16 protein-coding genes are annotated in these 25,549 nt (G+C 43.7%); 9 read left to right on the top strand and 7 right to left on the bottom strand.

Annotated features, from left to right (window positions below; all coding sequences use genetic code 11):
- Nucleotides 1-162: 162 nt before the first annotated feature.
- Both G500_RS22275 and G500_RS0104140 read left to right on the top strand, forming a co-directional pair.
- On the top strand, nt 163-978 hold the full coding sequence (locus tag G500_RS22275) for a CRISPR-associated endoribonuclease Cas6 (protein WP_051203272.1): 816 nt from the start codon (nt 163-165) through the stop codon (nt 976-978).
- Between the two features lie 237 nt (nt 979-1,215).
- Nucleotides 1,216-2,304 carry a Fic family protein gene (locus G500_RS0104140; RefSeq protein WP_027001669.1) on the top strand — a complete coding sequence of 363 codons (1,089 nt, stop codon included), beginning with the start codon at nt 1,216-1,218 and terminating at the stop codon, nt 2,302-2,304.
- Between the two features lie 125 nt (nt 2,305-2,429).
- Here the strand turns inward: G500_RS0104140 and G500_RS0104145 are convergent, their stop codons facing one another.
- From G500_RS0104145 to G500_RS0104170, 5 genes are all read right to left on the bottom strand, one after another.
- On the bottom strand, nt 2,430-3,149 hold the full coding sequence (locus G500_RS0104145; protein ID WP_027001670.1) for a ComF family protein: 720 nt from the start codon (nt 3,147-3,149) through the stop codon (nt 2,430-2,432).
- 95 nt (nt 3,150-3,244) lie between these two features.
- Nucleotides 3,245-5,989 carry a class I SAM-dependent DNA methyltransferase gene (locus tag G500_RS26350; RefSeq protein WP_027001671.1) on the bottom strand — a complete coding sequence of 915 codons (2,745 nt, stop codon included), beginning with the start codon at nt 5,987-5,989 and terminating at the stop codon, nt 3,245-3,247.
- 128 nt (nt 5,990-6,117) lie between these two features.
- Nucleotides 6,118-6,498 carry a DUF423 domain-containing protein gene (locus G500_RS0104155; RefSeq protein ID WP_027001672.1) on the bottom strand — a complete coding sequence of 127 codons (381 nt, stop codon included), beginning with the start codon at nt 6,496-6,498 and terminating at the stop codon, nt 6,118-6,120.
- Between the two features lie 327 nt (nt 6,499-6,825).
- Nucleotides 6,826-12,462 (bottom strand): T9SS type B sorting domain-containing protein, encoded by a 5,637-nt coding sequence (locus G500_RS0104165; RefSeq protein ID WP_154657006.1) that lies wholly within the window; start codon nt 12,460-12,462, stop codon nt 6,826-6,828.
- A gap of 351 nt (nt 12,463-12,813) precedes the next feature.
- Entirely contained in the window at nt 12,814-16,104 is a 3,291-nt protein-coding gene (locus tag G500_RS0104170) for an Ig-like domain-containing protein (RefSeq protein WP_086047804.1), read from the bottom strand.
- A 335-nt stretch (nt 16,105-16,439) separates the two neighbouring features.
- On the opposite strand from G500_RS0104170, the gene G500_RS25930 reads away from it, so the two are divergent.
- The 7 genes from G500_RS25930 (at nt 16,440) to G500_RS0104215 (ending at nt 23,240) form a co-directional block, all read left to right on the top strand.
- Nucleotides 16,440-16,640 carry a hypothetical protein gene (locus G500_RS25930; RefSeq protein ID WP_027001675.1) on the top strand — a complete coding sequence of 67 codons (201 nt, stop codon included), beginning with the start codon at nt 16,440-16,442 and terminating at the stop codon, nt 16,638-16,640.
- Nucleotides 16,641-16,793: 153 nt separating this feature from the next.
- Entirely contained in the window at nt 16,794-17,576 is a 783-nt protein-coding gene (locus tag G500_RS0104190) for an alpha/beta fold hydrolase (protein WP_027001676.1), read from the top strand.
- 44 nt (nt 17,577-17,620) lie between these two features.
- The gene (locus tag G500_RS0104195; protein ID WP_035756261.1) at nt 17,621-18,313 is read left to right on the top strand and encodes a CBS domain-containing protein; all 693 of its coding nucleotides are present in this window, start codon (nt 17,621-17,623) and stop codon (nt 18,311-18,313) included.
- Nucleotides 18,314-18,375: 62 nt separating this feature from the next.
- Entirely contained in the window at nt 18,376-18,906 is a 531-nt protein-coding gene (locus tag G500_RS22280) for a tetratricopeptide repeat protein (RefSeq protein WP_051203273.1), read from the top strand.
- 40 nt (nt 18,907-18,946) lie between these two features.
- Nucleotides 18,947-20,278: an NAD(P)/FAD-dependent oxidoreductase gene (locus G500_RS22285; protein ID WP_035756282.1), complete on the top strand. Its 1,332-nt coding sequence runs from the start codon at nt 18,947-18,949 to the stop codon at nt 20,276-20,278.
- A 339-nt stretch (nt 20,279-20,617) separates the two neighbouring features.
- The gene (locus G500_RS22290; RefSeq protein ID WP_051203274.1) at nt 20,618-22,678 is read left to right on the top strand and encodes an ATP-binding protein; all 2,061 of its coding nucleotides are present in this window, start codon (nt 20,618-20,620) and stop codon (nt 22,676-22,678) included.
- Nucleotides 22,679-22,703: 25 nt separating this feature from the next.
- On the top strand, nt 22,704-23,240 hold the full coding sequence (locus tag G500_RS0104215) for a P-loop nucleotide/nucleoside kinase family protein (RefSeq protein ID WP_027001678.1): 537 nt from the start codon (nt 22,704-22,706) through the stop codon (nt 23,238-23,240).
- Nucleotides 23,241-23,293: 53 nt separating this feature from the next.
- Here the strand turns inward: G500_RS0104215 and G500_RS0104220 are convergent, their stop codons facing one another.
- Both G500_RS0104220 and G500_RS0104225 read right to left on the bottom strand, forming a co-directional pair.
- On the bottom strand, nt 23,294-23,944 hold the full coding sequence (locus tag G500_RS0104220; RefSeq protein WP_027001679.1) for a thymidine kinase: 651 nt from the start codon (nt 23,942-23,944) through the stop codon (nt 23,294-23,296).
- 115 nt (nt 23,945-24,059) lie between these two features.
- Nucleotides 24,060-25,355 carry a DUF5074 domain-containing protein gene (locus G500_RS0104225; protein ID WP_027001680.1) on the bottom strand — a complete coding sequence of 432 codons (1,296 nt, stop codon included), beginning with the start codon at nt 25,353-25,355 and terminating at the stop codon, nt 24,060-24,062.
- Nucleotides 25,356-25,549: the final 194 nt, after the last annotated feature.

Raw genomic sequence — 25,549 nt, forward strand, 5'->3', positions numbered from 1 at the left:
TTTGAAAAACTACCTATCTTCTTGCCGATACCGTTCATAAACACTAATTTTAGAGTCGCTCGACAAACTTTTATCGCATACCCAACCTTACAGCTTTTTTGAAGTTGTATCGTTCTAACCTTGTCTTTTTATTCGCAACTTAATTTTTAAATCTATAAGCAAATGAGAGTACGTATTATCTTTGGATTGCGCAACCGCGGCGGCGCGTTGCCTTTCTACCACCAATACCTTTTTTCCGACCTTATCGAGACACTCTTAGATGATTACGTTTCGGCAAGGGCTGTGGAAAATACCAAGTTATTGTATAATTTTTCAGGGCTAAAAGGACAAACGCGCATTAGCCGCAAGGGGCTACACTACTGCTCACGTCGTGTTACGCTTGTCTTTTCTACCATCGAGCGCGAATTGGGCAACCACCTACTGCGCAAGATTTTTTCGCAACCCCTTTGGCAGGTCGGCGAGTTGGAATTAGAACCTGAAAGTGTAGAGGAAGAGGTAATGCCTGAATTTAGCGAAATGATGAAATTTGTCTGTATCGCGCCGTTGGTAATTGCAGGTTTTAATGTGTATCGCGATTTGAAGGAATTTATTTTGCCTACTACCGACAAATTTTCCGACCTACTCTACGAATCTACGATGACGCGCATGGAGGGTTCGGGCTATTTCACTCCTGCCCAAATTGCGGAATTTTATCGCTTCCAAGTAGTGCCAGACCGCCGCTATTTAGACCGCGTTCAACAATCAGACAAAAAATTTGCCCGCATCTATTCCGTTTCCGACGACGGCAAACAAGCCGAAGTGCGTGGCTATACCTTCCCCTTCGTACTCTATGCTGCGCCCGAAGTGCAGCGTTTTATCTTCTTTTCGGGTTTGGGCGAATTTACCCAACAAGGGTTTGGCATGCTCGACTTAGCTCATAGCGACCCTACGCAACGCACGATTGAGTATCGCGATTATATCGAAACTTCGGTGCAGTAAGCGATAAGACCACAAACGAAGCAACTTCGAACCCTAAGCTCTTTGCAAAAGACTTAGGGTTTTGGCTTAAAAAAAGAGTAGAAACGCCCAGTCTACATCCACTCTGCGCCCTTTTGAAGGCTAAATAAATAGCAATCCAATATTTAGCCTATTTCATCACTAAAAAATAGTGCTACTAAAAAGTATAACCATTTGACAAACAGACGCTTGCTGCTGAAAAGCGTTGAGGCTAAGAAAATGTACGAAATTCAAGTATTACCCTTTTCTTTTGAGGTAGAAACGAAAGTTGTTTTGAAGAAAACAACCTTGGCTGGTAGGGCGTTGGCAGAACTCAAAAGTATCGCCAAGACAATTCCCAACGAGGCAATTCTGATAAACACGCTTGTTTTACAAGAGGCAAAAGATAGTTCGGCAGTAGAAAATATCATCACTACACACGACGAACTTTTTAAGGCAGATATTTTCGAGAACTTAGTTAGTTCATTAGCCACCAAAGAGGTACAAAACTATGCAAACGCGCTCAAAAAGGGTTTTGAAATTGTGCAGCAAAAAGGCTTACTAACGGCAAATCACATTATCCAAATTCAAGAAATTTTAGAACAAAATAAAGCAGGTTTCAGACGGCAAGCAGGGACGACACTCAAAAATGCCCAAACAGGGGAGGTAATTTACACGCCTCCACAAGATTTTGATACAATTAGTAATTTAATGACGAACTTAGAAAAGTTTATCAATGACCCTGAACTTTCAGACCTTGACCCTTTGGTAAAGATGGCAATTATTCATTTTCAATTTGAGAGTATTCACCCTTTCTATGACGGCAACGGACGTACAGGGCGGATTATCAATATTTTGTATCTGATTTTGCAAAACCTGCTCGATTTACCTATTTTATATTTGAGTCGTTATATTATCCGAAACAAACAGGCTTACTATCAGAAACTACAAGCAGTAAGAGACACCAACGATTGGGAAGATTGGATACTTTTTATGCTCGATGGCGTAGAGGAAACTGCACAGGAAACTATTATTTTAATACAAAAAATAAAAAATCTAATGCAAGACTATAAACATAAAATTAGAAACAAACACAAATTTTATAGTCAAGATTTACTAAACAACCTTTTTAAGCACCCCTATACCAAAGTAGAGTTCATAGAAAAAGATTTAAGTGTGTCACGCCCTACGGCTACAAAATATCTGAACGTTTTGACAAAAGACGGTTTATTGAGAAAAGTAAAAATAGAAAAAAGCAACTATTACATCAATCAGCCGCTTTTTGACTTATTTCTTGGCAAAGAGGGCGAAAATCTACCTATAAAATAGCCGCTTTGTGTGTCTGCTCAAAAGGACGTGTAAAAAAAATCGGCTTTTCTTTACATATCAGGCAGGACGTGTAAAGAAAATCGGCTTTTCTTTACATACCCTACCTACCTATTCTATCTATTCCGCTATCGTGCCGCTACCGCAATCGCGCCTACACTTACTTTGGCTGCGCCATTTTCTAAAAGCAAATGCAGGGCAGATTCGAGCGTTGCGCCTGTGGTGATGACATCATCGACCAAAAGGAGGTGCTTTCCCACGATACTTTCCCTATTTTCAATCGCAAAGACGCTTTTCATATTTTCAAAACGCTGCAAACGGTCTTTCTGTGTTTGGGTCTGGGTTTCGATTTTGCGAACCAAAATATCCGCGCGCACCGCTACCTGCAAACCTGCCGAAAGCCCCTGTGCAAAATAAGCACTTTGGTTGTAGCCGCGCTTCGCTTCCTTGCGCGGGTGCAGCGGAATGGGGAGGATAGCGTCGAAAGTGCCATACTCGCCCTGCTGCGTAAAACCTGCCTTGTAGAGTTCGCGCCCGAAAAGTTCGCCCAAAAACAAGCCCACATCAGCCTGCCCCTGATATTTGAGCGCGAACATAAGCTGCTGAACCGCCGTACTTTTCCTAAAAAAGAGATACGCCAAGCCATAATGAATCGGCACTTTGCCCCAAAATTTAGTACAAACCTCGTTCTGTTGGGGGATTCGATGGTAGTCGGTCTTAGGCAGTTCATACAAACAATTCGTACAAATGCAATTTTCATTCCCTACCAAAACCTCTTTGCAAGCCAAGCAAAGGTCGGGATAGAAAAGTGAAAGCAAATCTTGCCATATTTTTTGAGCCACTTTCATACTTTTTATAGTAAGATTTTTATAGATTACAAGATAATTTTTAGATTTTTTGTGTCTATTTATGAGAAAGAAAGGGGACAAAGACAAGCAATTTTTTACTTTTTCCGCTTTTTGGTTTTTTCTTTTGTAAATAAATCGGCAGTATATTTTTCATAAAGTCCAAACAAGAACTCCATGCGATTCGCTTCGCTCGTAAAGGGCTGCGGACGGTATGCCAAATCGACGGCTTTATCTAATTCCGCATGGGCTTTCACTAAGGCAGGCGGCATCACCAAAGGGTCGTAAAGGGCGGCAAGACTGCTATTGGGAAACTTCTGACGGGCATCTAAGACCTTTTGAGCCGCTTTTTCAATGGCTTTTATTTGCTTTTCGGTAGGATTTTCTGCCCAAGGAAAGTTATTATAAACAATTTCATTGGAATAACGAAAATCGCTTTTTAGCCTGCCACAAACATTTTTTACCCACGCCATGTGCATGGAGGATTGTAAAATGCCAAAATGATAAAGAGTAGCACTACTATTTACAGATAAACAAGTATCGCTTACAATAATTGAATCATCAAAAAAACCCATTGGAATATAAGTACGATTTTCAGAACTAACTCTTGGTATAAGAATATATTTGCTGGAAGGTTGTCTTATTTCTCCGAATAAAGCAGGCACTTTTGCCAATTTTTTTGTTGCTTCTCTTGTACTTTTTAGTCTATATTCTTTTACAGCATTTATCCTTTTCATAACTTCGGGCATAGATTTTAGCACATCTGGCTCAATGCCAACAAGCCACAGACACCACCTCTTTTCTCCATTTAAAAATTCATAAGCGGAAAGCATGGGTTTGATGTATTTTTCGGCTCTGGGTTCTTTTTTTAAAAATGCCTCTTTTTCGTCGTCTGTAAAAAGTAAATGTCCCCCATCATTGGGCATATTACCAAAAACTATCTTAGGAACTTCACAAATTGGTTCTCGTCTTTTTTCAATTACAATATCTTTGGCATCAATTAGATAAGGATTGATATTTTTTGCCTTAATTTCATGCGCCTCACCTCTGATGTCTTCGTAGTCAAAAAGGCGTTTGTTTTCAGTATCAAAAGCCGCAAAACCGACAATGATACAATAAACGGCGGCATTTCCCTTTGCCTCATTGCTCCATTTGAAAGTACGATGCGCAAAATGAATTTTGATGCCGTATTTTTTCATCAAATAGCCCCAAAGAATGGCAGTTTGTTCGCCCTGCACAATAGAATTAGTAGAAACAAAGGCAACTTTTATAGTTGTTTTTTGAATATATTTCGCAGCTTTTACATACCAACCTGTTACATAATCCAAAACGCCACTGCCCACTCTATTTTCAAATCCTTTTGTGATTTGGTCGCGCTGAAATTGTGTCATGAGTTTAGAACCAATAAAAGGAGGATTGCCGATAAGATAGGAAAGTTCTTTTTTAGAAACAATCGATTCCCAATCCGTTTCTAATGCGTCTGCCTGCACAATTTTAGCCGCCTTTTGTAAAGGTAGGCGCACAAAATATTGTCCAAATTCGAGGCTTACCCTCATGTTCATTTGGTGGTCGATGAGCCACATGGCTACCTGTGCGATTTGTGCGGGAAAATCCTCGTACTCTATGCCGTAAAATTGGTCTACATCTACCCAAACTGCCTGATTCACATTTAAAAAACCTTGTCCTTTTTTATTCAAAAAACGAATTACCTCTAATTCTAATAGGCGCAATTCGCGATAAGTAACCACCAAGAAATTGCCACAACCGCAGGCAGGGTCGAGAAATTTTAGGCTACTTAATTTTTTGTGGAAATCAGTTAGCTTATTTTTATTATCTTTTATAGTTTCAAATTCTTTCCAAAGTTCATCTAAAAAAAGTGGTTTGATAAGTTTTAAAATGTTTGTTTCGCTGGTATAATGCGCTCCCAAGTTGCGGCGTTCCTTCGGATTCATGACACTTTGAAACATAGAGCCAAAAATAGCAGGAGAAATTTTGCTCCAATCGATATAACAACACTCCAAAAGTGCCTGCCGCATCTTGCTATCAAAACTTGCTACAGGCAAAACTTCTTCAAAAAGTTTTCCATTTACATACGGAAATTCGTTGAGTTGTTCGTCAATATTTTTAAAACGTTGCGCTTTGGGCGTATTGAGTACCTGAAAAAGCTCCTGCAATTTGGCTGCAAGGTCGCTTCCATCAACATTAGTACGCTGTTCAATATATTCTTGAAATAGTTGTTTATTAAAAATATTGGTATCTTCGGCAAATAGTAAAAATAAAATTCGCACTAAATACACTTCTAACGGATGTCCTGTATAGCCAATCTCCTCTAAGCGGTCGTGTAGCTTGCCCATCGACTCGGCAGCTTTGATGTTGGCAGGGTCTTGCTCTTTGTAAATCTTTTTTTGATAGCCTAATAAATAGGTAAAATGATGCACATTTTTAACTAAATTATTCAAATTAAATTCAACTGTGGTACTTTCTTCGACATCGTACAAACGAAACCGCTCGAAGTCGCAGACCAAAATATATTTGGGCAGCTCGTGTTCTTTGAGTCCGTGCGTATATGCTTTGGCTTGTTCGAAGGCTTTGTCGAGATTTTTGCCCCTACTTTTCATTTCTACCAAAATAGTTCCCTTCCAGAGCATGTCTATATAGCCACTTCCGTCGTCTAATTTTTTGACTCTGTATTCGAAAGTGCCAATTTTTCGGCGTGAAATTCCAAACACTTCAAAAAAAGCATCTAAAAAAGGTTTTGCCTCTGCTTCTTCATTTGAAGTGCTTGCCCATTCTTTCGAAAATTTCAGGGCGCGGTCTTTTATTTCGTTCCAATTTAAAGGCATCTTTTTTTATTTGTGGTTGTGGGTTTGGATTAAGAAGAGCAGTTGTGAGGACAACTTCAATAGATTCCAACCAATACAAAAATAAATAAAAAATACTATCCTACCAAATGAAGAATTTGGCTTCCTCTTCATTTTTTAGAAAGAAACCCAATCCCCCATAAAACCCAAGCCACAATCAGGGCTACGCCACCAATGGGCGTAATTGCCCCTAACCAAGTAATTCCCGTTAAGCAAAGTAGGTAGAGTGAGCCTGAAAAAATCGCAATCCCTACTAAAAAAAGACCGCCCGCTATCTCGTTGTAGCGATTCTGAAAGTGAAAATGCGAAAGTCCCAAGCCAATGAGCGCAAGCGCGTGATAGAAATGATAACGACTTGCCGTTTCGAAAGTAGCGGTTCTGCCTGTTTGTGCCAAAAGGTCTTTAAGGGCGTGTGCGCCAAAAGCCCCTATAGCCACTGCCAAAGCTCCCAAAATCGCGCCTAAGGCTATCCAACGATTTGCTTTTTTCATAGTCTTTTAGATGAAATATTTTTTTGTTACAAAGTAAAAACATGTTTGAATTAAAAAAAACTTGAATACAAGTGGCTATATTCGAGAGTGGGAAACAGAAATATAGCTTTTTGCTTTGCGCTTCAAATCATAGCAAGTTATAGAAAAAACAAGTCTTGTGCAAAAAAACAAGTGAGATTCGAGAGCTATTGCAGAAGCTATTTTATGTAGGCAAAAGCGGCTCGATAGGGTAGAATTTTCCTTCTGCCCATTTGGTAGAAAATTTATTAAAAACAAAACCCATAAAGTTTTCGCTTTATGGGTTTGTTGTTGTCTTTGTCTTAGCTTTTACTTTACAATAGAAACTTTCCCTGACCTAACAAGTGTTCTACTGGGTGCATTTTTGGGTGTGAAAGTCAGCTCGTAGAGATAAACGCCTGTTGGAACGTGTTTTCCGTTGTGCGTGCCGTCCCACCATTTTACGCTGTCTTTGTCGTCGCGATAGTTGGCATACCAAACTAATTGCCCCCAAGCGTTATAGACTCTAATTCGCATATTAGACCAATAAGAGCCAAAGATTTTCCATTCATCATTCAAACCATCGGCGTTGGGTGAGAAGGCATCGGGAATGTAAAGCGTCGGCGGACACACTTCCTCGATAAGCATTGCCGTTTGTGCGGCACAACCCTTGTCGTAAGTGGCGGTTACACTGACTTGATACGCGCCGCCCTGCCCAATTTCGACCAGCGAATCGGTGCTGATGATATTCCCTTCTGCATCTTGCCACACATAGGCATAAGTGGCTGTGCTATCGTAATTTAGCACCGAAACGCCATATTGATAGCTTACGCGCTGCCCATAGAGGCTATCTTCAAAGCACAAAGTTGTGTCTTTTAACGATAATCTGGGTAAATTTCTATAACGAACTTCTAAGGTATCGCGATAGCTACACTCGCCAATGCTTACGGTTAGGATATAAGTGCCGCTTCGGAAAATAACCAAGCTATCGCCCCTTTCACCTGTACTCCACAAAAATTCTGCTCCCTGCGGACGCAATACGCGCAAGGTATCGCGCTCGCCTTCGCAATATTCGCGTGGCTCGCCCAACTCTACTTTGGGTTGTACCAAAACTACCACACTATCATAACTAAAACAACCTGTTTCATTGTAACCTTTTACGACATAAAGCGTCGTGTCGTTGGGTCTGACCGTCAGGCTGTCATTGGCAAGATTGGGCGCGTGCAGCCACTCATAACGCACCGCACCGCTGGCAATAAGCAGCAGGCTATCGGTGGTGCAAATGCTGACCGTATCGGGCTGATTGAGGCTCACCACAGGGGGCGCAACAAATTCCAACCATATTATACTTTCTGTACTATCGCAAACGCTGCCCTCGTAAGTGCCGCGCAAAATGTAGGGGTAAAGCCCTGCTTTTGAACGACTTACCGTTACAGAATTTTGAGTAGAAATCAAACTATCTACCAAACCATTTCGCTCATACCAAGCGAAACTATCGCCGCCTTGTGCCTGCAAAACGATACTATCGCCGATACAAGTTACCGTATCTAAGGCGACAATTTCTACCTGCGATTGGCGGGTAAAGCGCACTGTTATTTCCGAAATTGCCTCACAAGTAGCTCCCAAGACCTCGTCAAAGACGCGCACTTGATAGCTCTGTGGTTCATAAGTTGGTTCGGCTAATTTATCAAAAGAGAAGGTATAAACAACGCTATCCGACAACAAACTGCCTGCTGCATCACGCCACTCGTATTGATAACGGGGCTGATGGGTAGGCAAAAAGGCAGATAAAGTAACACTATCCGACTCGCAAAGTACAATTTCAGTAGGCAAATTTAAAGTAGGATTGTTTAAAATTCTGACCGAAACGGTATCGCTGCTTTCAGGACAACCTGTTGGGAAGCCACCTTTGACAATAATTTGAAATATTCCTGCACTATCAGAAGAGAAAGTTGCATTTGCGCCTGTGCCTGAAATGCTGCCATAAGAAGCCGACCACGTGTAGGTATCCGCGCCCTGTGCTGTTAGGTTGATGGTTTCGCCTGCACAAGCAGCTTGGGCATAAGTTTCCAAAATTTCCACTTGCGACTGCCGCTCGAAACGGACGGTAATTGTATCGCGCACCTGACAACCTGCCGCGTCGGTAACCTGAATTTCGAAGCGTGTGGGCGTGTAGCTATCTTCAAAAACAATTTCAACGTTTGAATTATCAGATACCACTTCTGCTGTGGCTAAATTTCGCCAAAGGTATTCATAGTCAGGCTCATGGGTGAAATTGAAGGCATCAAAACGAAGCGTATCGGTTTGACAGGCGACAATTTCATCATCTTCAAGGTCTAAAATAATTTTAGGCTTTACATTTACATCTACACTTTTACTTGTACTACAAATTGTACCAAAAGTAGTATCCGTAACCGTAACTGTATAAGTGCCGCTGCGGTTGACAATCGCACTCAAACCATTAGCCGCTACCGTTTCTACGCCCACGCCGTTCCAAGCGATAAGGTAGTTTTCAATATTGGTAACTTCCAAATACAAAGTATCTTTTTCACCACAAAGAAAATCATCATGTCCGATAATCTCAAAATCAGGGTCGGGTTTGAGTTGGATTCGGACGGTATCGCGCACTTCGCAGCCGCGCAAAAGGTCTTTGACAATGACGGAATAGAAGCCTTCTTGTGGCACATCATAGGTAGAATCTGTACCCAAAATGGTATTATCGCCCGTTTCATACCATTCATAGACGACGCTATTGGGGTGCGAAAGGTCGGCAGCCACTAAGCGGAAAGGCAAATCGGAAGGGTCGCAAACATATCTATCCTTACCAATATCCACTTTTAAAGTGTCGTAATCGTAGAGGAAAATGGCATTAGAAAAGCCTTCGCAACCTGTTGTAACATTCTGCAAACGAACTTTATACCAACCTGTATCTAAGGCAAAAAGGGTATCGTTGCCATTTCCTACTTGCGCCCAAATATCATTATCAAAATCATATTTGCGCCAATCATAGATAAAATTAGTAGGTTCGGGCATCGTCGCGACGATAATTGCCGTATCGCCTACACATTTAAACCTATCTACGCCGATATCAACCGTAGGAACAGCATAGTGATTGATTTTAACTTTCTCACTAACGGCAATACAACCTGTGGCAGTAACCGTTCCGACTACCCAAATTTCGTCGTCGTCCCAAGGCGCGAAAGTCAGAGTTGTGCCTGTGCCAATCTCGATGCCATTTCTGCGGAAGCTATACGTATCGGCGTTTCCTGTGGCGGTAAAGGTAATTTCTTGACCAGGGCAGATATTTTGTTCGGTATTCGGACTAATTTCTGTTGTGGTTTGTGAAATATCTATATTGACCTCGTCGGAGGAGCTACAGCCCCCGTTGGTGGTAACGGTTAGACTATACAAGCCTGATTCTGTGGCAGTTATGCTATTAACATCTGTTACCGTCGTGCCGTCGGGCAGCGTCCAAGTATAGGTAGCAAAAGTAGAAGGAACGGTAAGCGTAACATCTACACAGGAGAAAACATCTGCACCCAAATCCACATTAGGGTCATTGATTGTAACCTGTACCTCGTCGAAGGTGCTACAACCTGCGTCAGATTCAATGGTCAGGCGATACAAGCCCGATTGAGAAACCTCCAACGTATTGCCATTCTGACCTGCCACCAAAGAGCCATTTCTGCGCCACTGGTAAGAAGCAAAACCCGTCGGGGCAGTCAGCGTAATGGGCGCGTCATCGATACAAGCCTCTATATCTGCACCCAAATCCAAAGTCGGCGTAGGATTGATTTCGATGTAAATTTCGTCGGTTTGTTCGCAACCTTGTGCCGTTTCCACACGCACACTATAAGTTCCTGTTTCGGTTACGGTCAGGTTTCGCGTATTATTGGGCAGCAAGTCTGCTCCTTTTCGCCACTCATAAATGGCAAAGCCCGCAGGGGCTTGTAAATTATGCTCGTCGCAAGCCACGACATCTGCCCCCAAATCAAGAGGCGGATTGGTTACTGTAACATTGAGCGGCGTAGAAACATCATACATGCCATCGGCATATTCAAAAACAATGCGGTAGCGGTAGGTAATATCTGGTTGTGCCGAAAGGTCTAAAAAACTAAACACGTTGGTAGGGGTGTGCGCAATTTCTATCCAACCTGTCGCGCCTGTCAAATCTTCCGTTCTTTGGACGGAAAAAGCCGTCGCTGTGGCTGCATTTGTAACAGTCCAATCCAGCAATACGCCCTCACACTGCGGCGTAGCGGTGAAATTAATAGTAGGCACGTCTGCACTCATACAACCGATAACGGCATCATCAATCGCCCAACCTGCACCTTCTACGGTCGAGGTAGAGAAGAAAACAAAGCGCAATTTTACCTGCGCCTGCCCTGCAAAACCGATAAGAGGGCGCGAAACGTCCGTCCATGTGGGGTAGCCCAAGCCGCCGCCGCCATCTCCCCCTCCCCAAGAAAGGGGCGGAACAACGCCGCCGGGGTGGTCGGTATTGGCAGTTAAGCCACCTGTCAGGTTGTTTCCGACAGTGGAGGCTGCCTGATTGTACCAGTTGGTGCTAAGTGGAATTTGGTCTAAATACTGCCAAGTGGTGCCATTGTCGAAAGAATATTCTACCCACATGACATCAAAATTATTGCTTGCCACAAGCAATTTAAAGCGAAAATCGGGGTCAGAAGTATAAGTAGAAAGGTCATAGGTAGGCGAAGTTACGCGCGAAGTGCCATTATTGAGGCGTGCAAAGTCGCCATCTCCGTTGGTTACTAAGGCAAAAGGTGGCGAACTTGCCGTAACAGTTGCTGGGAAAAGCGGCGTAGCAACTTCCCAGCCGTCGCCTATGATTACAGTGGCAGGTATGGGGTCTGCTACCCAGCCTTGCAGCGTGCCGTCGTCCCAATCGTAATAGGCGAAAGAGAGGGTTTGGTCGCAATTTGCATTTACATCATAATTGAAGTGCGTAATATTTGCCGTTAGGGAATTGTTATTTAAATTCTGCTCATTCGCAGTAGGGTCTATACTAACTTGCAAGAGGTAGTCGCCCAAAAAAATCATATTGGCAGGCGCAGTAAAATTGTAGGTATGTGTTTCCAAAGGATTGAGAGAAAGTCCTGCAATCGTTTCGGTAATGGTTACGGTCTGATTTACGCCTGAAAGGGTATAAGAAACGGTAGGGTCTGTTAGCACACCGCCGCCCTGATTTTGAATCGTAATAGAAATGGTTTCGCTATTGGTCAAATCTACATATACGCCCGAAGCCACACTGACAATCTGTGTAATGGCGGCATCAGGTTCTTGGGTGAGCGAGAAATTATCTATTGCCCAACCTTCGTTGTTGGTAAAAGCATTGCTTTGCAGTACGAAGCGAAAGCGCACCGTCGCCTGTCCTGCCAAAGCCGCAGGCAGCGAAGTGAGAGAAGTATTCCATTTTGCTCCCAAAACGGCAGTAGAAGTGCCGTCCCACCAGTCGTTGGCGGCATCATTGTACCATTGTAACGCCGTAGGTTCATCTAATAACGACCAAGTAACGCCATCTGTGGTATATTCTATAAAGAGTCCGTCCAAATTTCCCGTTCCTGCCGTAATAAAGGCATGGTCAAAACCCAAAATGGGCAGCGAAGCCGCCGTAGGGAAGGCTGAAAAATCAATAATGGGCGTTTCTAATGTCCAGAAGGCGTTGTTTTCGTAGTTGAAATCCAGATAGGTAACCCAACAATTTCCGCCCCCTGTTGCGTCGTCGTCTAAATAAACTTTATTAGGATTGCCCCATTGCCAAGTATCAGGGAGAGAGCTTGTCCAGCCTCCGTTGGCGGCATCAAAATTTTGATAGTGTGGAAAGGTATTGATTTGAGCCTTGATAGTGTTATGAACAAAAAAGACACAGAGGAGCAAACTCAATCCTACCCAATCTCTGATGGAAAGGGGCAAGGCAAAAGGCAGTGGGGGTTTTGTTGTTCTCATTTTGATAATCAAGAGGTAATTTGTGTAGCAATTTGGAAGGGTATAATTTGCCCTTTTTGGGGCATTTGGGTAGCTTTTGGGCTGAAAATGAAACAAATGTGTAATCTTGCGGCAAGACGACTTTGACAAATGTAAGAATTTTAGACGAACCCTCGCCCCAACAGTTTTAGGATTTTTTATAGACCAAGCTAAAAAAGCTATAATATTTTGAAACCTACACTTCTAACCAAATAAAAAGCATCAAAATAGGGCAAGTCTATCTTGCGCCTATTTTGATGCCTCGAAAATTGTACTGAAAATTGTGCTGAAAGTTACCCTATTTTAGGGCGTTTGAAAAGCAATTCGAAAAAACTACTCTTTCACAAACTTAAAGCTAAGGGTTTTATGGGCTTGCTGATGTGGGGTCTGCAAAATTAAATTGTAGAGTCCTACGGGCAAAGCAGGCAAATCGAGCGACAAATTATCGCCTTCTATCTGCCTTTCAACCGCCCAAACGCACTTACCTTGTGCATCATAGAGGCGCACCTCTACGGCAGAAGTGGCTGCCCATTCCTTCAAATTGCCCTGAATCGCGATTTTTTCTTGAGTAGGATTCGGGAAAAGACGCAATCCCAACTGTGCCACCTCGTCGGTAGAAGTGGTGATAGCTACAAAGGTGCGTCCATTTGAAAAGGCTTCACAACCTTCGCCATACAAAACTTTCAAACGGTAAGTCGCATTGAAAGCAGGCGTGAGGCGTTCCACATTTTGCGAACCTGATACGGGTATAAATTCGGCAAGCTCTCTATCCAAAACCTCCCAAGACCAACTTTCTACCTGACCGTTTAAAGGGTTAGGCGTGATGCCTGCTACCAATTCATTGCCTTGCTGTAAGATGCGCAAGCGCGGTGCATTGTAGCGCAGTAGCTCGATGGGGTCGGAAGCAACCACACAAGGCGAACCCGAAACTTGTACCGTCACCAAATAAGTGCCGCCTTCCGTTACCTCAATTTGAGGCGTATTGAAAGGCAAGCGTCTGCCTTCGTAAAACCAGGCATAACGCGCTCCCTCTATTTCATTGACCCCAAGCTGCACACGCTCGCCCTCACAAAATTCCAACGCAGAAGCAACGGTAGTCAAACTTTCAGGCAGCCTGATAATGGTAATGCGGCGTTCTGTTCTTCCTACACAACCCAACACTTGGTCGGTAATTTCTAAGGAATATGTACCCGAAAGAGTCGCTTCAATGCTCGCCCCTGTGCCAATGGGTTGTCCTTCCAAAAACCAAGCGTAAGAGAGCGGATTGCTATTTTCAGCAGGAGCTGCCGCCGTTAGGATAGTGGAATTACAAAAAACGGTTCTATTGTTTTCGGTTAGGATAGAGGCAGCAGGCGCGAAATTCAAACGCACGCGAATAGGCGTAGAAGCCACTACACAATTTCCTTTTATGACCAAAAACTCGTAAAGACCATTGCTTCTTGCCTCGAAATCAGGCGCGTTTGCTCCACCAAAGATAAAGCCATTCAAACGCCAAGCATAACTTGCTCCTGCCTGCGGTTCGCCATTCAAGACCACTGCATTGCCACAAACATAGAGGGTATTGGTAGAATCCACAGGGTTTAAAATTTGAGCCGTATAGCTTGGATTAACCAAAGCCACAATCGGCTGACGGATACCTTCCAGCCCCAATTCGAAAATACTTACGTAATAAGTGCGGCTTTCTGTTAGAATAGGCGTTTCGAAAGTGCCATCTGCACTTTCAAAAATAGGCGTAGTAGCGGTTTGCGTTTCATACCAACGATAAACGCCCTGCCAATTTGTTTTGCCCGATACACGCAAAAGCACACGCCCACTGCCACAGACCTCGCGCACGCCCTCGATGAAAATTGGCGCAGGTAGGGTCTGACCACGTACCGAAGCCGTCGTTACATTGCTCTGGACACTACAAAGTGGCTCTACTCTATATAAATACTGCTGACTGGCTACTAATCCTGAATCTAAAAAGCTACCATTGGGCGCATCTACATTTGCGATAAGCGTATTGTTTCTATAAATGTTATGCGAAAGCACCGAAGGCTGATTTTCCCAAGTAAGTAAAATGCTGCTACTGCTTTGTGGCGTTGCAACAAGATTCGTTGGGGCAGGGCAGGAAGCAGTGCCGCCACCACCGCCACCACCTGCGGGCGGCGTGCCTGTAAATAAGACCTGCAAATCGGTACGCGAAGCACCCGTTACGGTTGCTGCCGTAATGCCACCAGAAAAGGCTGCATTATTGAAAACCACCGTCAAATTATTGACATTAGCGGCGGCAGTGTGTGGATTTGCATTTCCTACCAAAGAAAAAGTAAGCGTATTGTCATTTACCTTTATGATTTGAGCCGTCAAGCCCGCAGGGAGGTTTGAAACCGTCGCCCAACCCGCTCCGACAAAATTTGTACCTGCATTTCCTGCAAAGATAGGGCAAACAGCCGTTAGGGTAAGCGTATTGCCAATAGAACCATCATCGGCGGCGGCTTCGTTGAAAATCGTGCCACTGTAAGTAATGTTAGCGGCAAAAGGCGTAGTATTGACCGCAATCGGCGTTTGTGGAATCGCCGCAACTTGGGCAGCATTGGCAGCAATGCCTGTGCTGGTAGTAAAATATGCGCCATCTTCAAAAGAGTTTTCAGAAGCCACACCTGCAAGCGTGTTGGGAGTCGCGCCTGTCATGGCGTTGGCAAATTGAGTCGCGTTGCCAAAGAAGATATGACCTGTCGCAATACCCATGCCTGTGTTTTCAAAGCGGTTGCAACTAACACTCACGTTTGTACCACGAGCGCGAAGTTGGGTTGCAAAACCACGTGTCGTAACAGCAAAGAGATTGTTTTGAATCAGGACATTATTGGCATCAATCGTTACGCCTGTATTGCCCTGCCCACGCCCTGCGGGGGTACAAGCAGGATTGTCGCCCCCTGTTTCGCCTACTAAAACATTTCCTATAAAAGTAATGTTGCTGCCCGTAGGAATCGTAACCAACTGGCGCGGCACGTTGAAGGTTGTGAATTGATTGGTAAAGTTACAATCGGCAGGAGTTGCGCCTACAAAGGTTTTGCCCGAAAAGGTATTGTTGCGAAGGGTAAGATTTGTAACGGCATTGGCAAATTCGGTTAGGAAAGCCGCTTCGCCATCGGCTTGTATGGTGCAATTTTGAATCGTCAGATTGCTCTGTGCGCCCTGCACATAAACGGCTGCCCTTTCTACCCCCGGGTCAGGGTTGTCATAGCCCTGAAAGATAAAACCGCCGCCTGTGGGCAGACCAAAAGTAACATTGCTGGCTTGAATCGTTACTGTACCTGGGGCTATGTTCGAGCCAATGATAGTAACACTACCAGTTACCGAATAGAAGGTTAGGCTTTTATTGACCAATAGGTTTTCATTGTAAGTACCTGTCGATACTTCTATCTGGTCGCCATTGTTTGCCTGCAAAATAGCATGTGAAATTGTAGCACAAGGCGTGCCTGCATTCGAGCAGTCGTTGGCGGCATTTGAGCCTATTGCATCGTCGACGAAGCGCGTTTGCGCAGAAAGCACCTGTCCCATTCCCATAAAGAATAGGCATAAAATCAGAGTACGAATGCTTGTTGGAAAGAGTGTTCCTCTTTGGGAGGTAGATTTGTAAGACATAAACAGTATATTTAATGAATAATAGAACTAAAAAAACAGCACATTTTTTATATGAAAAAATCAAAATACGATTATTTTTGTATTTCTTCATTTATGCCTTCCTACACGAAAAGGCAAAGTGAAATTTGTATTTTTTTAGGAGCAATCTACCATTTTGTAAAGCCATTCAGATTTCAATAGAGAAAACAAAAATACTGCTTTGACTTTGATTCAAATATTGTACCTTTGCTAAACGCAGGAAAGCAGGCATTGTTACGAAATTTTAAAAAATTTAGACTTTTTAACATAAAAATTTGAAATAAAAACTATTTTCAGAAAAATAATTTCACAAAAAGATGCGCCCCGTCAGTTTTAAAAATCGGGTTACAAACGTAGGGACAAGGCATTGCCTTGTCAGCAGTGAGATTGAAAGCAAAACTTTTTATGATATTAAAAATAAAGCAGGTGAAAATAACTTTATCACCTCTGATAGTTCCTGTGGGTATGAATTGGAAAGGCGAAGCTGGAGCTTTGCGCTACAGAAAAATGTAGTGTGAAGTGTGTGGAATAGATATTTTGCGCGTCATTTTTGGCAGTGCTACCAAAAGTTTGGAACATTTAAAATAAAGTGTTATGTTTGTTAGGTCTATTTAGGGCTGTGCCTAAATAGCAGGTTTATTTCCTTTATACTTATTCAGTAGCAAAATACTATGGAGCTAACTATCAAGTCGGAAAAAGGCTTTGAGTACATTGATGAAGGCGAAGGCGAAGTTTTATTGCTCTTGCATGGCTTGTTTGGCGCGATGAGCAATTGGAATCAGGTGGTAGCACACTTTTCAAAATCGTATCGCGTCCTGATTCCGATGATGCCCATTTATACCATTTCAATTCACAAGGCTGATTTAGGCGGCTTAGTGGCATTCATCGAGGAGTTTGTCAAGATGAAAGGCTTGCGCGATTTGACCTTAGTGGGCAACTCTTTGGGCGGACATGTAGGGCTGATTTACGCCCTCAAACATAAAAAACAGGTGCATCGCTTGGCACTAACAGGCAGTTCGGGCTTGTTTGAAAATGGCATGGGCGGCTCTTACCCACGACGCGGTAGCTACGACTACATTCAGGAAAAAGTGGCTTATACCTTCTACGACCCTGCTGTGGCGACCAAAGAATTGGTAGATGACGTTTTCGAGATTACGAATAGCAACGCCAAATGCCTGCGCATGATAACCATTGCACGCTCGGCACAACGGCACAATATGGCAAAAGAGGTACAGCAGATAGACATTCCTACCCTATTAGTCTGGGGCTTGAACGATACCATCACGCCGCCTTTGGTAGCGCATGAATTTAATCGCCTACTACCCAATAGCGAACTGCGTTTCATAGACCGCTGCGGACACGCCCCGATGATGGAACACCCCGAAATTTTCAATGCCTATTTTGAAAAGTTCTTACAAAAACACCCCCTACCGACTAAAAGCCTGACGGCTTAGTCTGACCCATTCTGCCTCTTTTCGTCTAACTTTCTCTCACACCCATGACGCACACACAAGACCCTCACCTGAATACCGCCGCCGAACTTATCAATGACCTAATTCCGCCCCTACAAGGCAAGGATAGCATCAGAAAAGCCTTAGGGTGGATGGACGGTTTCCGCCTGACCCAACTGCCCGTAGTGGAAAATCATCTCTACAAGGGCATGGTAACGGAAGACCTGCTCTTTGAGATGAACAATCCCGAAGCTCCTATTAGCGAGGTAGAAACCGAGTTTGCCGATATTTTCGTCAGCGAGCATCAGCACTTTTTCGAGGTCTTGAAGGTTGCCAGCGACCACCAACTGCGTATCGTGCCTGTCCTCAACGCCCAAAAACACTTTTTGGGCGTTATCACAATCCGCGACACTGTGGCAGCTTTGGCGCGTACCTACGCCACACAAAGCAAGGGCAGCATCTTTGTCTTGGCATTGGACTATGTAGATTATTCCTTAGCGCACGTGAGCCGCTTGATAGAGGAAAACAACGCCAAAATTTTGAGCAGCTATGTCGATATTCACCACAACGACCCCAACAAAATCAAGCTCACTCTCAAAGTCAATACCGACGAACTGACGCATATCTTAGCCACTCTGGAACGATTTGGCTATCGCATTATCGCCAAATTTCAGGAAACGCCACAAGTGGAACTCGAACAAGAAAGGCTCGATTTGCTCTTTCGCTACCTCGACCTATAAAAGAGAAGCCACCTTTACCATTGTGCATACAAAACTATCTTTTCTTTCAATCTTTTTCCGATATGACACTCGACGACCAATATTTGCGCCTGCACGATATTTTTATGCAAGCCGACCAAAAGATTAAAGACGGCAAAATTGCCGAAGCGGTGCAGCTATTAGAAGGCATCTTGCGCGAAGACCCTACCTTTGGGCGTGCCTACAATCACTTGGGCTGGGTCTATGAAATCAAATATCAGCTCTACCAACAAGCCGATGAATACTACCGCTTGGCACTCCAACACGCACCCGAATATCTGGCAACTTATTACAACTACATGGCACTGCTTTCGAATCTCAAACGCTTCAACGAGCTACGCCAACTTTTGGAACGCGCCAAAGCCATCGACGGCATCAACAAAGTAACGCTATACAATGAGTACGGTATTTTGTATGAAATGGAAGGGCAATATGGCAGAGCCATCGATGCTTATCAGGAAAGTATCAGGCAGGCTTTGGATATGAAGATTATAGAAAATCGCCTGCTTTCCATCGAGCGTTGTAAAAAGAAAAGCGGACTTTTTGGAGGTTCACACGCTACCGACAAAATTTAATTTTTTGGTATTAGGAAAAAATCATATAAAAAACAAAACTATGAATAACTTAATAACCGAATCAAAACGCCCGCGTGTAGTCATTGTAGGCGGTGGCTTCGGAGGTTTGAAATTGGCGCAAAGCCTACGCAATACCGCCACCGAAGTTGTGCTTTTCGATAAATTCAACCACCACACCTTTCAGCCCCTACTCTATCAGGTAGCCACTTCGGGCTTGGAAACTTCGGCGATAGTGTATCCCTTTCGGAAAAATTTTGGCACACAGAGCAACCTCTACTTTCGCTTGGGTGAAGTTTCGAAAGTCTATCCGAATGAAAATCTTATCGAGACTTCTATCGGAAAAGTCAAATACGATTATTTGGTCATTGCCACAGGTGCAGACACCAATTTTTACGGCATCAAACCCGTAGAAGCCTACGCCGTTCCCATGAAAACGATTCAAGATGCTATCCGCCTTCGCAATCGCATTATCAGCAATTTCGAATCGGCACTGCTTATCGAAGAAGAGGAAAACAGAAATAGCTACATCGACTTTGTCATTGTAGGCGGCGGTCCCACAGGGGTAGAAATTGCGGGCGCACTGTCCGAATTGCGTAGTCATGTCTTTCCAAAAGATTACAGAGAGTTGAATCTCAAAGAGATGGACATCCATCTAATTGAGGCTGCCCCGCGCCTGCTCAATGGCATGACCGAAAAGGCAGGCAGAGATGCCGAAAAGTTTTTGAAGGAGATGAACGTGCAGGTGCATACAGGCAAAAGCGTCAAAACTTATGATGGCTACACCGTAACGCTCAATACAGGCGAAACCTTTATTTCGCGCAACCTCATCTGGGCGGCAGGCGTAAAAGGCAATCCGATTGCAGGTTTAAATACAGAGGCTATCGTTGGCGGCAATCGCATCAAAGTAGATAGCTATAATCGCGTTTCGGGCTATGAAAATATCTTTGCCGTAGGTGATGTAGCGGCAATGATAACCGAAAAAACGCCCAAAGGACACCCTATGGTCGCGCCGCCTGCTATCCAACAGGGCAAACTGCTGGCGAAAAACCTTCAAAACCTTATCCACAAAAAGCCCCTCAAAGCCTTCGAATACAAAGACCAAGGCTCGATGGCTACTATCGGACGCAACCGCGCCGTTGTGGATTTAAAAAAGGCATATTTGGCAGGCTGGATAGCGTGGTTGGTCTGGATGTTTGTCCATTTGATGTCTTTGGTAGGATTTAGAAACCGCGTCTTTGTTTTTTTCAGTTGGCTTTGGAGCTACCTTAGTTATGACAAAAGCAACCGCCTGATTATTGGCAAATTAGGCACACAAGCCGATGATGCGCAAAAGGCAAGACAGACCTTAGAAGGCGACGCATTGCCTCATTAGCGTTTAGTTTTAAGTCCAGATGCTAAGTCTGGTTTTAAAAATGGTTTGCCAACTTCGGAAAAGACGTTGCCTTTTCCGAAGTTGGATTGAAATAAAAAAGAAGGGTAAAGCCAAATTTTATTTTGTTATACCTATTTTGAGCAAAAACTATTCTGTTAGCCTATTTCGTGCTGCGGTGCGAAGGGCGGTCTTTTTGGGTTTTTACCTGCCCAAATACATAAAAAACCTTAATTTTCCGTTATCTCTTTGGCAGCGTTTCTCTCCTTTCAGAGGCTTGCTTTGCTAAAAACGCTTCTCGTTCCTATCCTTTCACTATTTGCTTGCTCGCATTTTTCAAAAATGAATACAAAAAAAGGCTTTTGGCGCAATATTTCTATCAAAAACAAGGTGATTTTAGTTATCATGCTCGTAACAAGCGTGGCTCTACTTTTTCCCTTTGTGGCATTTTTGGCTTATGATTTTTTCACCTATCGCGAGCAGGTACGAAATGAATACATCAAAAAGGCAGAATTTATTGGCAAAGAAAACGTCATTACCTTAGAATTTAACAACGCCGTTAGTGCCGAAGAAGCTCTCAAACGCTTTTTGCGCTCCGACCCTTACGCGCTGCAAGGCTGCATCTTCGACTCTACCCGACAGGTCTTTGCCACCTACGTAAAGGGCAAAAAAAGCAACCTCGCCCCCTTCAAAGAAGTCGCGCTCAAAGTCCCCGAAGTAGTCTTTAATTTTGCCGACAAAAGTGCCGACATTTATTTGGCGCAAAGCGATACCTACGGTGCTAAAATTGGGACAGTCTATCTGCGCTATGCCCTAACGCCGCACTATGAGCGTTTTTATGCCTATTTGAGCGTCATGGGGATAGTTTTTTTAGCGACCCTTTTGTTTAGCTATTTGCTTTCTGCCAACCTCCAAAAAATCGTTACCCGTCCGATTTTAGAATTAGCCGCCAAGACAAAAGAAATTGCGCTACACAAAAATTACAACATTCAGATTGAAAATGATAGACACGACGAAATTGGCACTTTGCGCGATAATTTTAATGAAATGCTCACCCAAATAGAGCAGCAAAATTCTAACTTAATTGTAGCCAAACAGCAAGCAGAGGAATCGGCAAGGGTCAAACAAGACTTTTTAGCCAATATGAGTCACGAAATTCGCACACCCATGAACGGCGTATATGGCATGTCGGAATTGCTCTTGGATACCGATTTGAACGAGAAACAACTGATGTATGTCAATGCCATCAAGACCTCTGCCGACCACCTTTTGGTTATCATCGACGACATTTTAGACCTCTCCAAACTCGAAGCAGGCAAGATGACCTTCGAGATGCAGCCGCTTGATTTGAAAATCCTCCTCGATGAGGTGCAAAACTCGATGCGCCTACGCGCCCAAGCCCGCAACATAGAACTGCGCCTGAAATTGCCCACCGATTTATATCCCTTTATCAAGACCGACCCTGTGCGCTTGCGTCAGGTCTTGCTCAATTTGGTTAGTAATGCGATAAAATTCACGCACGAAGGTTATGTAGAAATTGGCTTGCAAGTGTTAGAAACGGGCTTCGACTTCCAAACGCTGCATTTTTGGGTACAAGACACAGGTATCGGTATTCCACAGGATAAGCTCGATAGCATCTTTTCTATCTTTACACAAGCGAGCAGCAGCACTACGCGCAAATATGGCGGCACAGGTTTGGGGCTTGCCATCTGCAAACAGCTTGTAGAGCAGCAGGGCGGCAAAGTATTGGTAAAAAGCAGAGAGGGCGAAGGCAGTATGTTTAGCTTCCACCTCACTTTTGAAAAAGTAAAACCCCAAGATGTGCCTACGCCTAAGGCTCTGCCTACCAAAAACAATCCCTACAACACACCGCTCAAAACTTTTCCACCAGAAACGACCAAAGAAAATTTGGCAGTAGCCGCCCAAAATCTTCAAAATCAGGGCAATCACAAAGAAAATATAGCCAAAACTGCTTCGGAAAGAGAAACCAAAAAGCTCCAAACCGAACCCACCAGTGCGGAAAATACAGCACCCAAACGTATCCTTTTGGCAGAGGACAACGAAATCAACCAGATGCTCGTCGTGCAGATGCTCAAAAATTGGGGCTACCTCGTAACAGTGGTAGATAATGGCAAAAAAGCCTTAGAAAAAATCGCCGCCGAACCCTTCGATATCGTCCTTATGGACGTACACATGCCCGAAATGGACGGCTACCAAGCCACACAAGAAATTCGAAGCAAGGTTTCGAAAACCGTTCCTATTATCGCCATGACCGCCTCTGCCCTCAAAGGCGAAGCCGAAAGGTGCTTGGCAGCAGGCATGAGCGATTACATTGCCAAACCTTTTCCAAAGGATAGCCTCAAAAGCAAGCTCGAATATTATGTAGGAAATGGAAAAGGATAACATAAAAACTTCTTCCTAACTAAAAGTGAAAGTCTTACTCTGCATTATCGGTAATTTAGCAACGGGAAAGAGCAGCCTCTGCCGCCAACTTGTGGCAGACCTGCCCCAATTTTCTTATTTTTCTATCGATGCCTACCGCCACCAATACAACCTCGATGGGAGCGTAGAAGGTGAAGCCCTCGCACAGACGCGCCTCTACCAAGATGTGCTGGCTTCGCAAAAAGCCATTTTGGAGATGAGTGGCGTTTCGCAAGCCTACCGCACCCTCAAATGGGACGCTGCACAGGCAGGCTTCCGCGTTTGGGTCTTCAAACTGACCTGTGAGCAAGATACACTCTTAGACCGCCTCCAACAAAGAGCCGAAGCGGGCTACCTTTTGCCCCCAATGCCCTACTTTCAAAACCGCGCCTTTCTTAGCTCAATTCAGTACATAGACCATATTTTGGGTACAGAAAGCGCAGACCTAACCTTTGAAACAGAACAGGCAGACTGGACAGAAATAAGTCTTCAAATTCGCCGATTCTTGAAAAAGGAAATAAACAAAATCAAAGAAAAGAAATAAAACTAAAAAGTATTTTAACATCAATAACGCCAAAAATGATAAGACTTTGGAAACTACTTTATCCCTTGTTTCCAAATTTGATTGGCTTGCTTTTCCTTCTGCCCTTCGAAAAAACATTTCCTACAACGTGGCTCATAGCTTTCCTTCTCACCCAATAAAATCTGTGCCTGACTTTCATCTAAGCGATAAGAATAAGAAGCAACCGCCCCACAACAGACACAAATCGCACGTACCTTCGTTACAAACTCTGCCATCGCCATCAATTCGGGCAATAAACCAAAGGGTTTGCCCTCAAAATCCATATCTAAGCCTGCCAAAATAATACGCTTGCCCTGATTTGCTAAGTGCTGACAGACCGCTGGTAGTTCGGCATCAAAAAACTGTGCCTCATCTATGCCAATTACTTTAAAATCCGATTTTTCTTTTTTCTCTAAACTTGATATAATTTCTACAATCTCTTTCGCCTTCGATACAGGTACAGACTCAAGCGTATTTTGGTTGTGAGAAACGATTTTTTCTATGTCGTAGCGCACATCTAAGGCAGGTTTGAAGACCAAAACAGGCTGCTTGGCTATCAAAGAGCGACGCAGGCGGCGTATCAATTCTTCGGTTTTGCCCGAAAACATAGAGCCACAAATAACCTCTATCCAACCGTAAGCAGGAAGAGCGGTAGGGTAATTATGCAAGTTTGGTTCTAAAAACATAGCCAATTTAAAAAGCAACCTTAGAAATCTACATGGAAACTAAAAACGCACCGAAGCCGCTTGTCTTTCAGCGCGTTTTTAGCTTTTTTAGGGAAAAGAACCCAAAAGTAGAAAATTATTCGGCAAAAGCAAAACTACCCGCCCCAATTCCTACCTGATAACGCGCCGTTTCTGCACCCGAAGGGTTGAAAATCAGCACCTTATTATTTTCAGGATTGCTAAAATCGGCTTGCAAAGTCCAAATATCACCCGAAGACGTTAGCTCAAAATTTCGGAAACTGCCTGCTATCAAAGGGGCAGTGGGCAAAGAAGGCGCAGCCAAACTTGTCTTGTAAATGCCGTCAGAGAGTTGGAAATAGAGATTATCGCCTACCACCTGCAAATTGCCCCGTACATTGAGCGGCGCAACACTCAAAGTTAGCTCGCTATTTTTGCGTAGGCTGCCTGTGCTAAAATTGTATAAAGCCCCTATCGGAGTCTGGAAATTTTCATCATAGGCAAAGGTCATGACCCAAAGCGTACCATTTTTATCTACTTGCATCTGATACGGACTATAAGGTGCAGTATCCAAACTATCTATTAAAGTATTAGAAGCAATGTCATAGACGTAGATATTGGTAGTAAAGCTATTGCCTACAAAGGCTTTTCCATTTGCCGAAGCGATATATTCTGCTCCCGCCCCCGCAGGCATTTCGCCTATGATAGCATCAGTATTGGTGTCCAAAATCAAGATTTTGGGCGCAATCGTATTGCCACTAAAAGGATTGCCCCAAGTAGAAAGATAGGCTTTTGTATCGGAAACGCTATGAAAATAACGCGGATTTTGGAAATTACCCGTAAGGGTGCTGCTACTTTTAAAGGTATGACGATTGACAACTTCTACTTTATGGCTTGCATTGACGACCAAATAGGCTTTATCGCCCTGCAAAGCCACCGATTGTAGAATGTCGCCCAAAGGACGGGCGTTTTCAGTTGCAAAAATCCCTTGTCTTATCTGCCCTTCGGGAGAAAGGAAACTTACTGTCGCATTTCCTTGTCCGAAATTGCCTTCACAACCGATAAAAGCCCCTCTACTGTAACGGTCTAAAACACGCACTTTGCGCGTATCCGAAACGGTTTTGCCAAAACCGCGCACCTGCAATTCGATTTCATACTCACCAAATTCTTCAAAGCGAAGGAGTGCCTCTGCCGTTGTCGCTACCTCAATGCCATTTTGAAGCCAACGGATTTGTAAATTATTGGGCGAAGTGGAATATTCCGCCGCAAAGCGCACCTCTGCCCCTACCTGCACCGTCGTATCCGCGCTGGGGCGCGTAAGGCGCACGATAAGGTCTTCATTTTCATCTTCGGAATTACAGGCTGAAAAAAGAAGCGTGAAGGCTAAAAAAAGCCAATAAAATCTTTTTTTCATACTAAAATAGTTGTTTTTTGTGTAATGAATAAGAAAGATAAGGTCTAAATGTGAAGGAAGTGAAAGTCCTTATCATTTAAACTTTTGAACTAAAAACGACGACAGTCCAAACCTACCCTTGTTTGTATGCAGATTTTTATGAAATTTCATAAAAAATCTTACACGCCTACAAAGTCAAAGCAGCGCGAATGAAA

The organism is Hugenholtzia roseola DSM 9546 (assembly GCF_000422585.1).
GTDB classification, from domain to species: Bacteria; Bacteroidota; Bacteroidia; order Cytophagales; family Bernardetiaceae; genus Hugenholtzia; species Hugenholtzia roseola.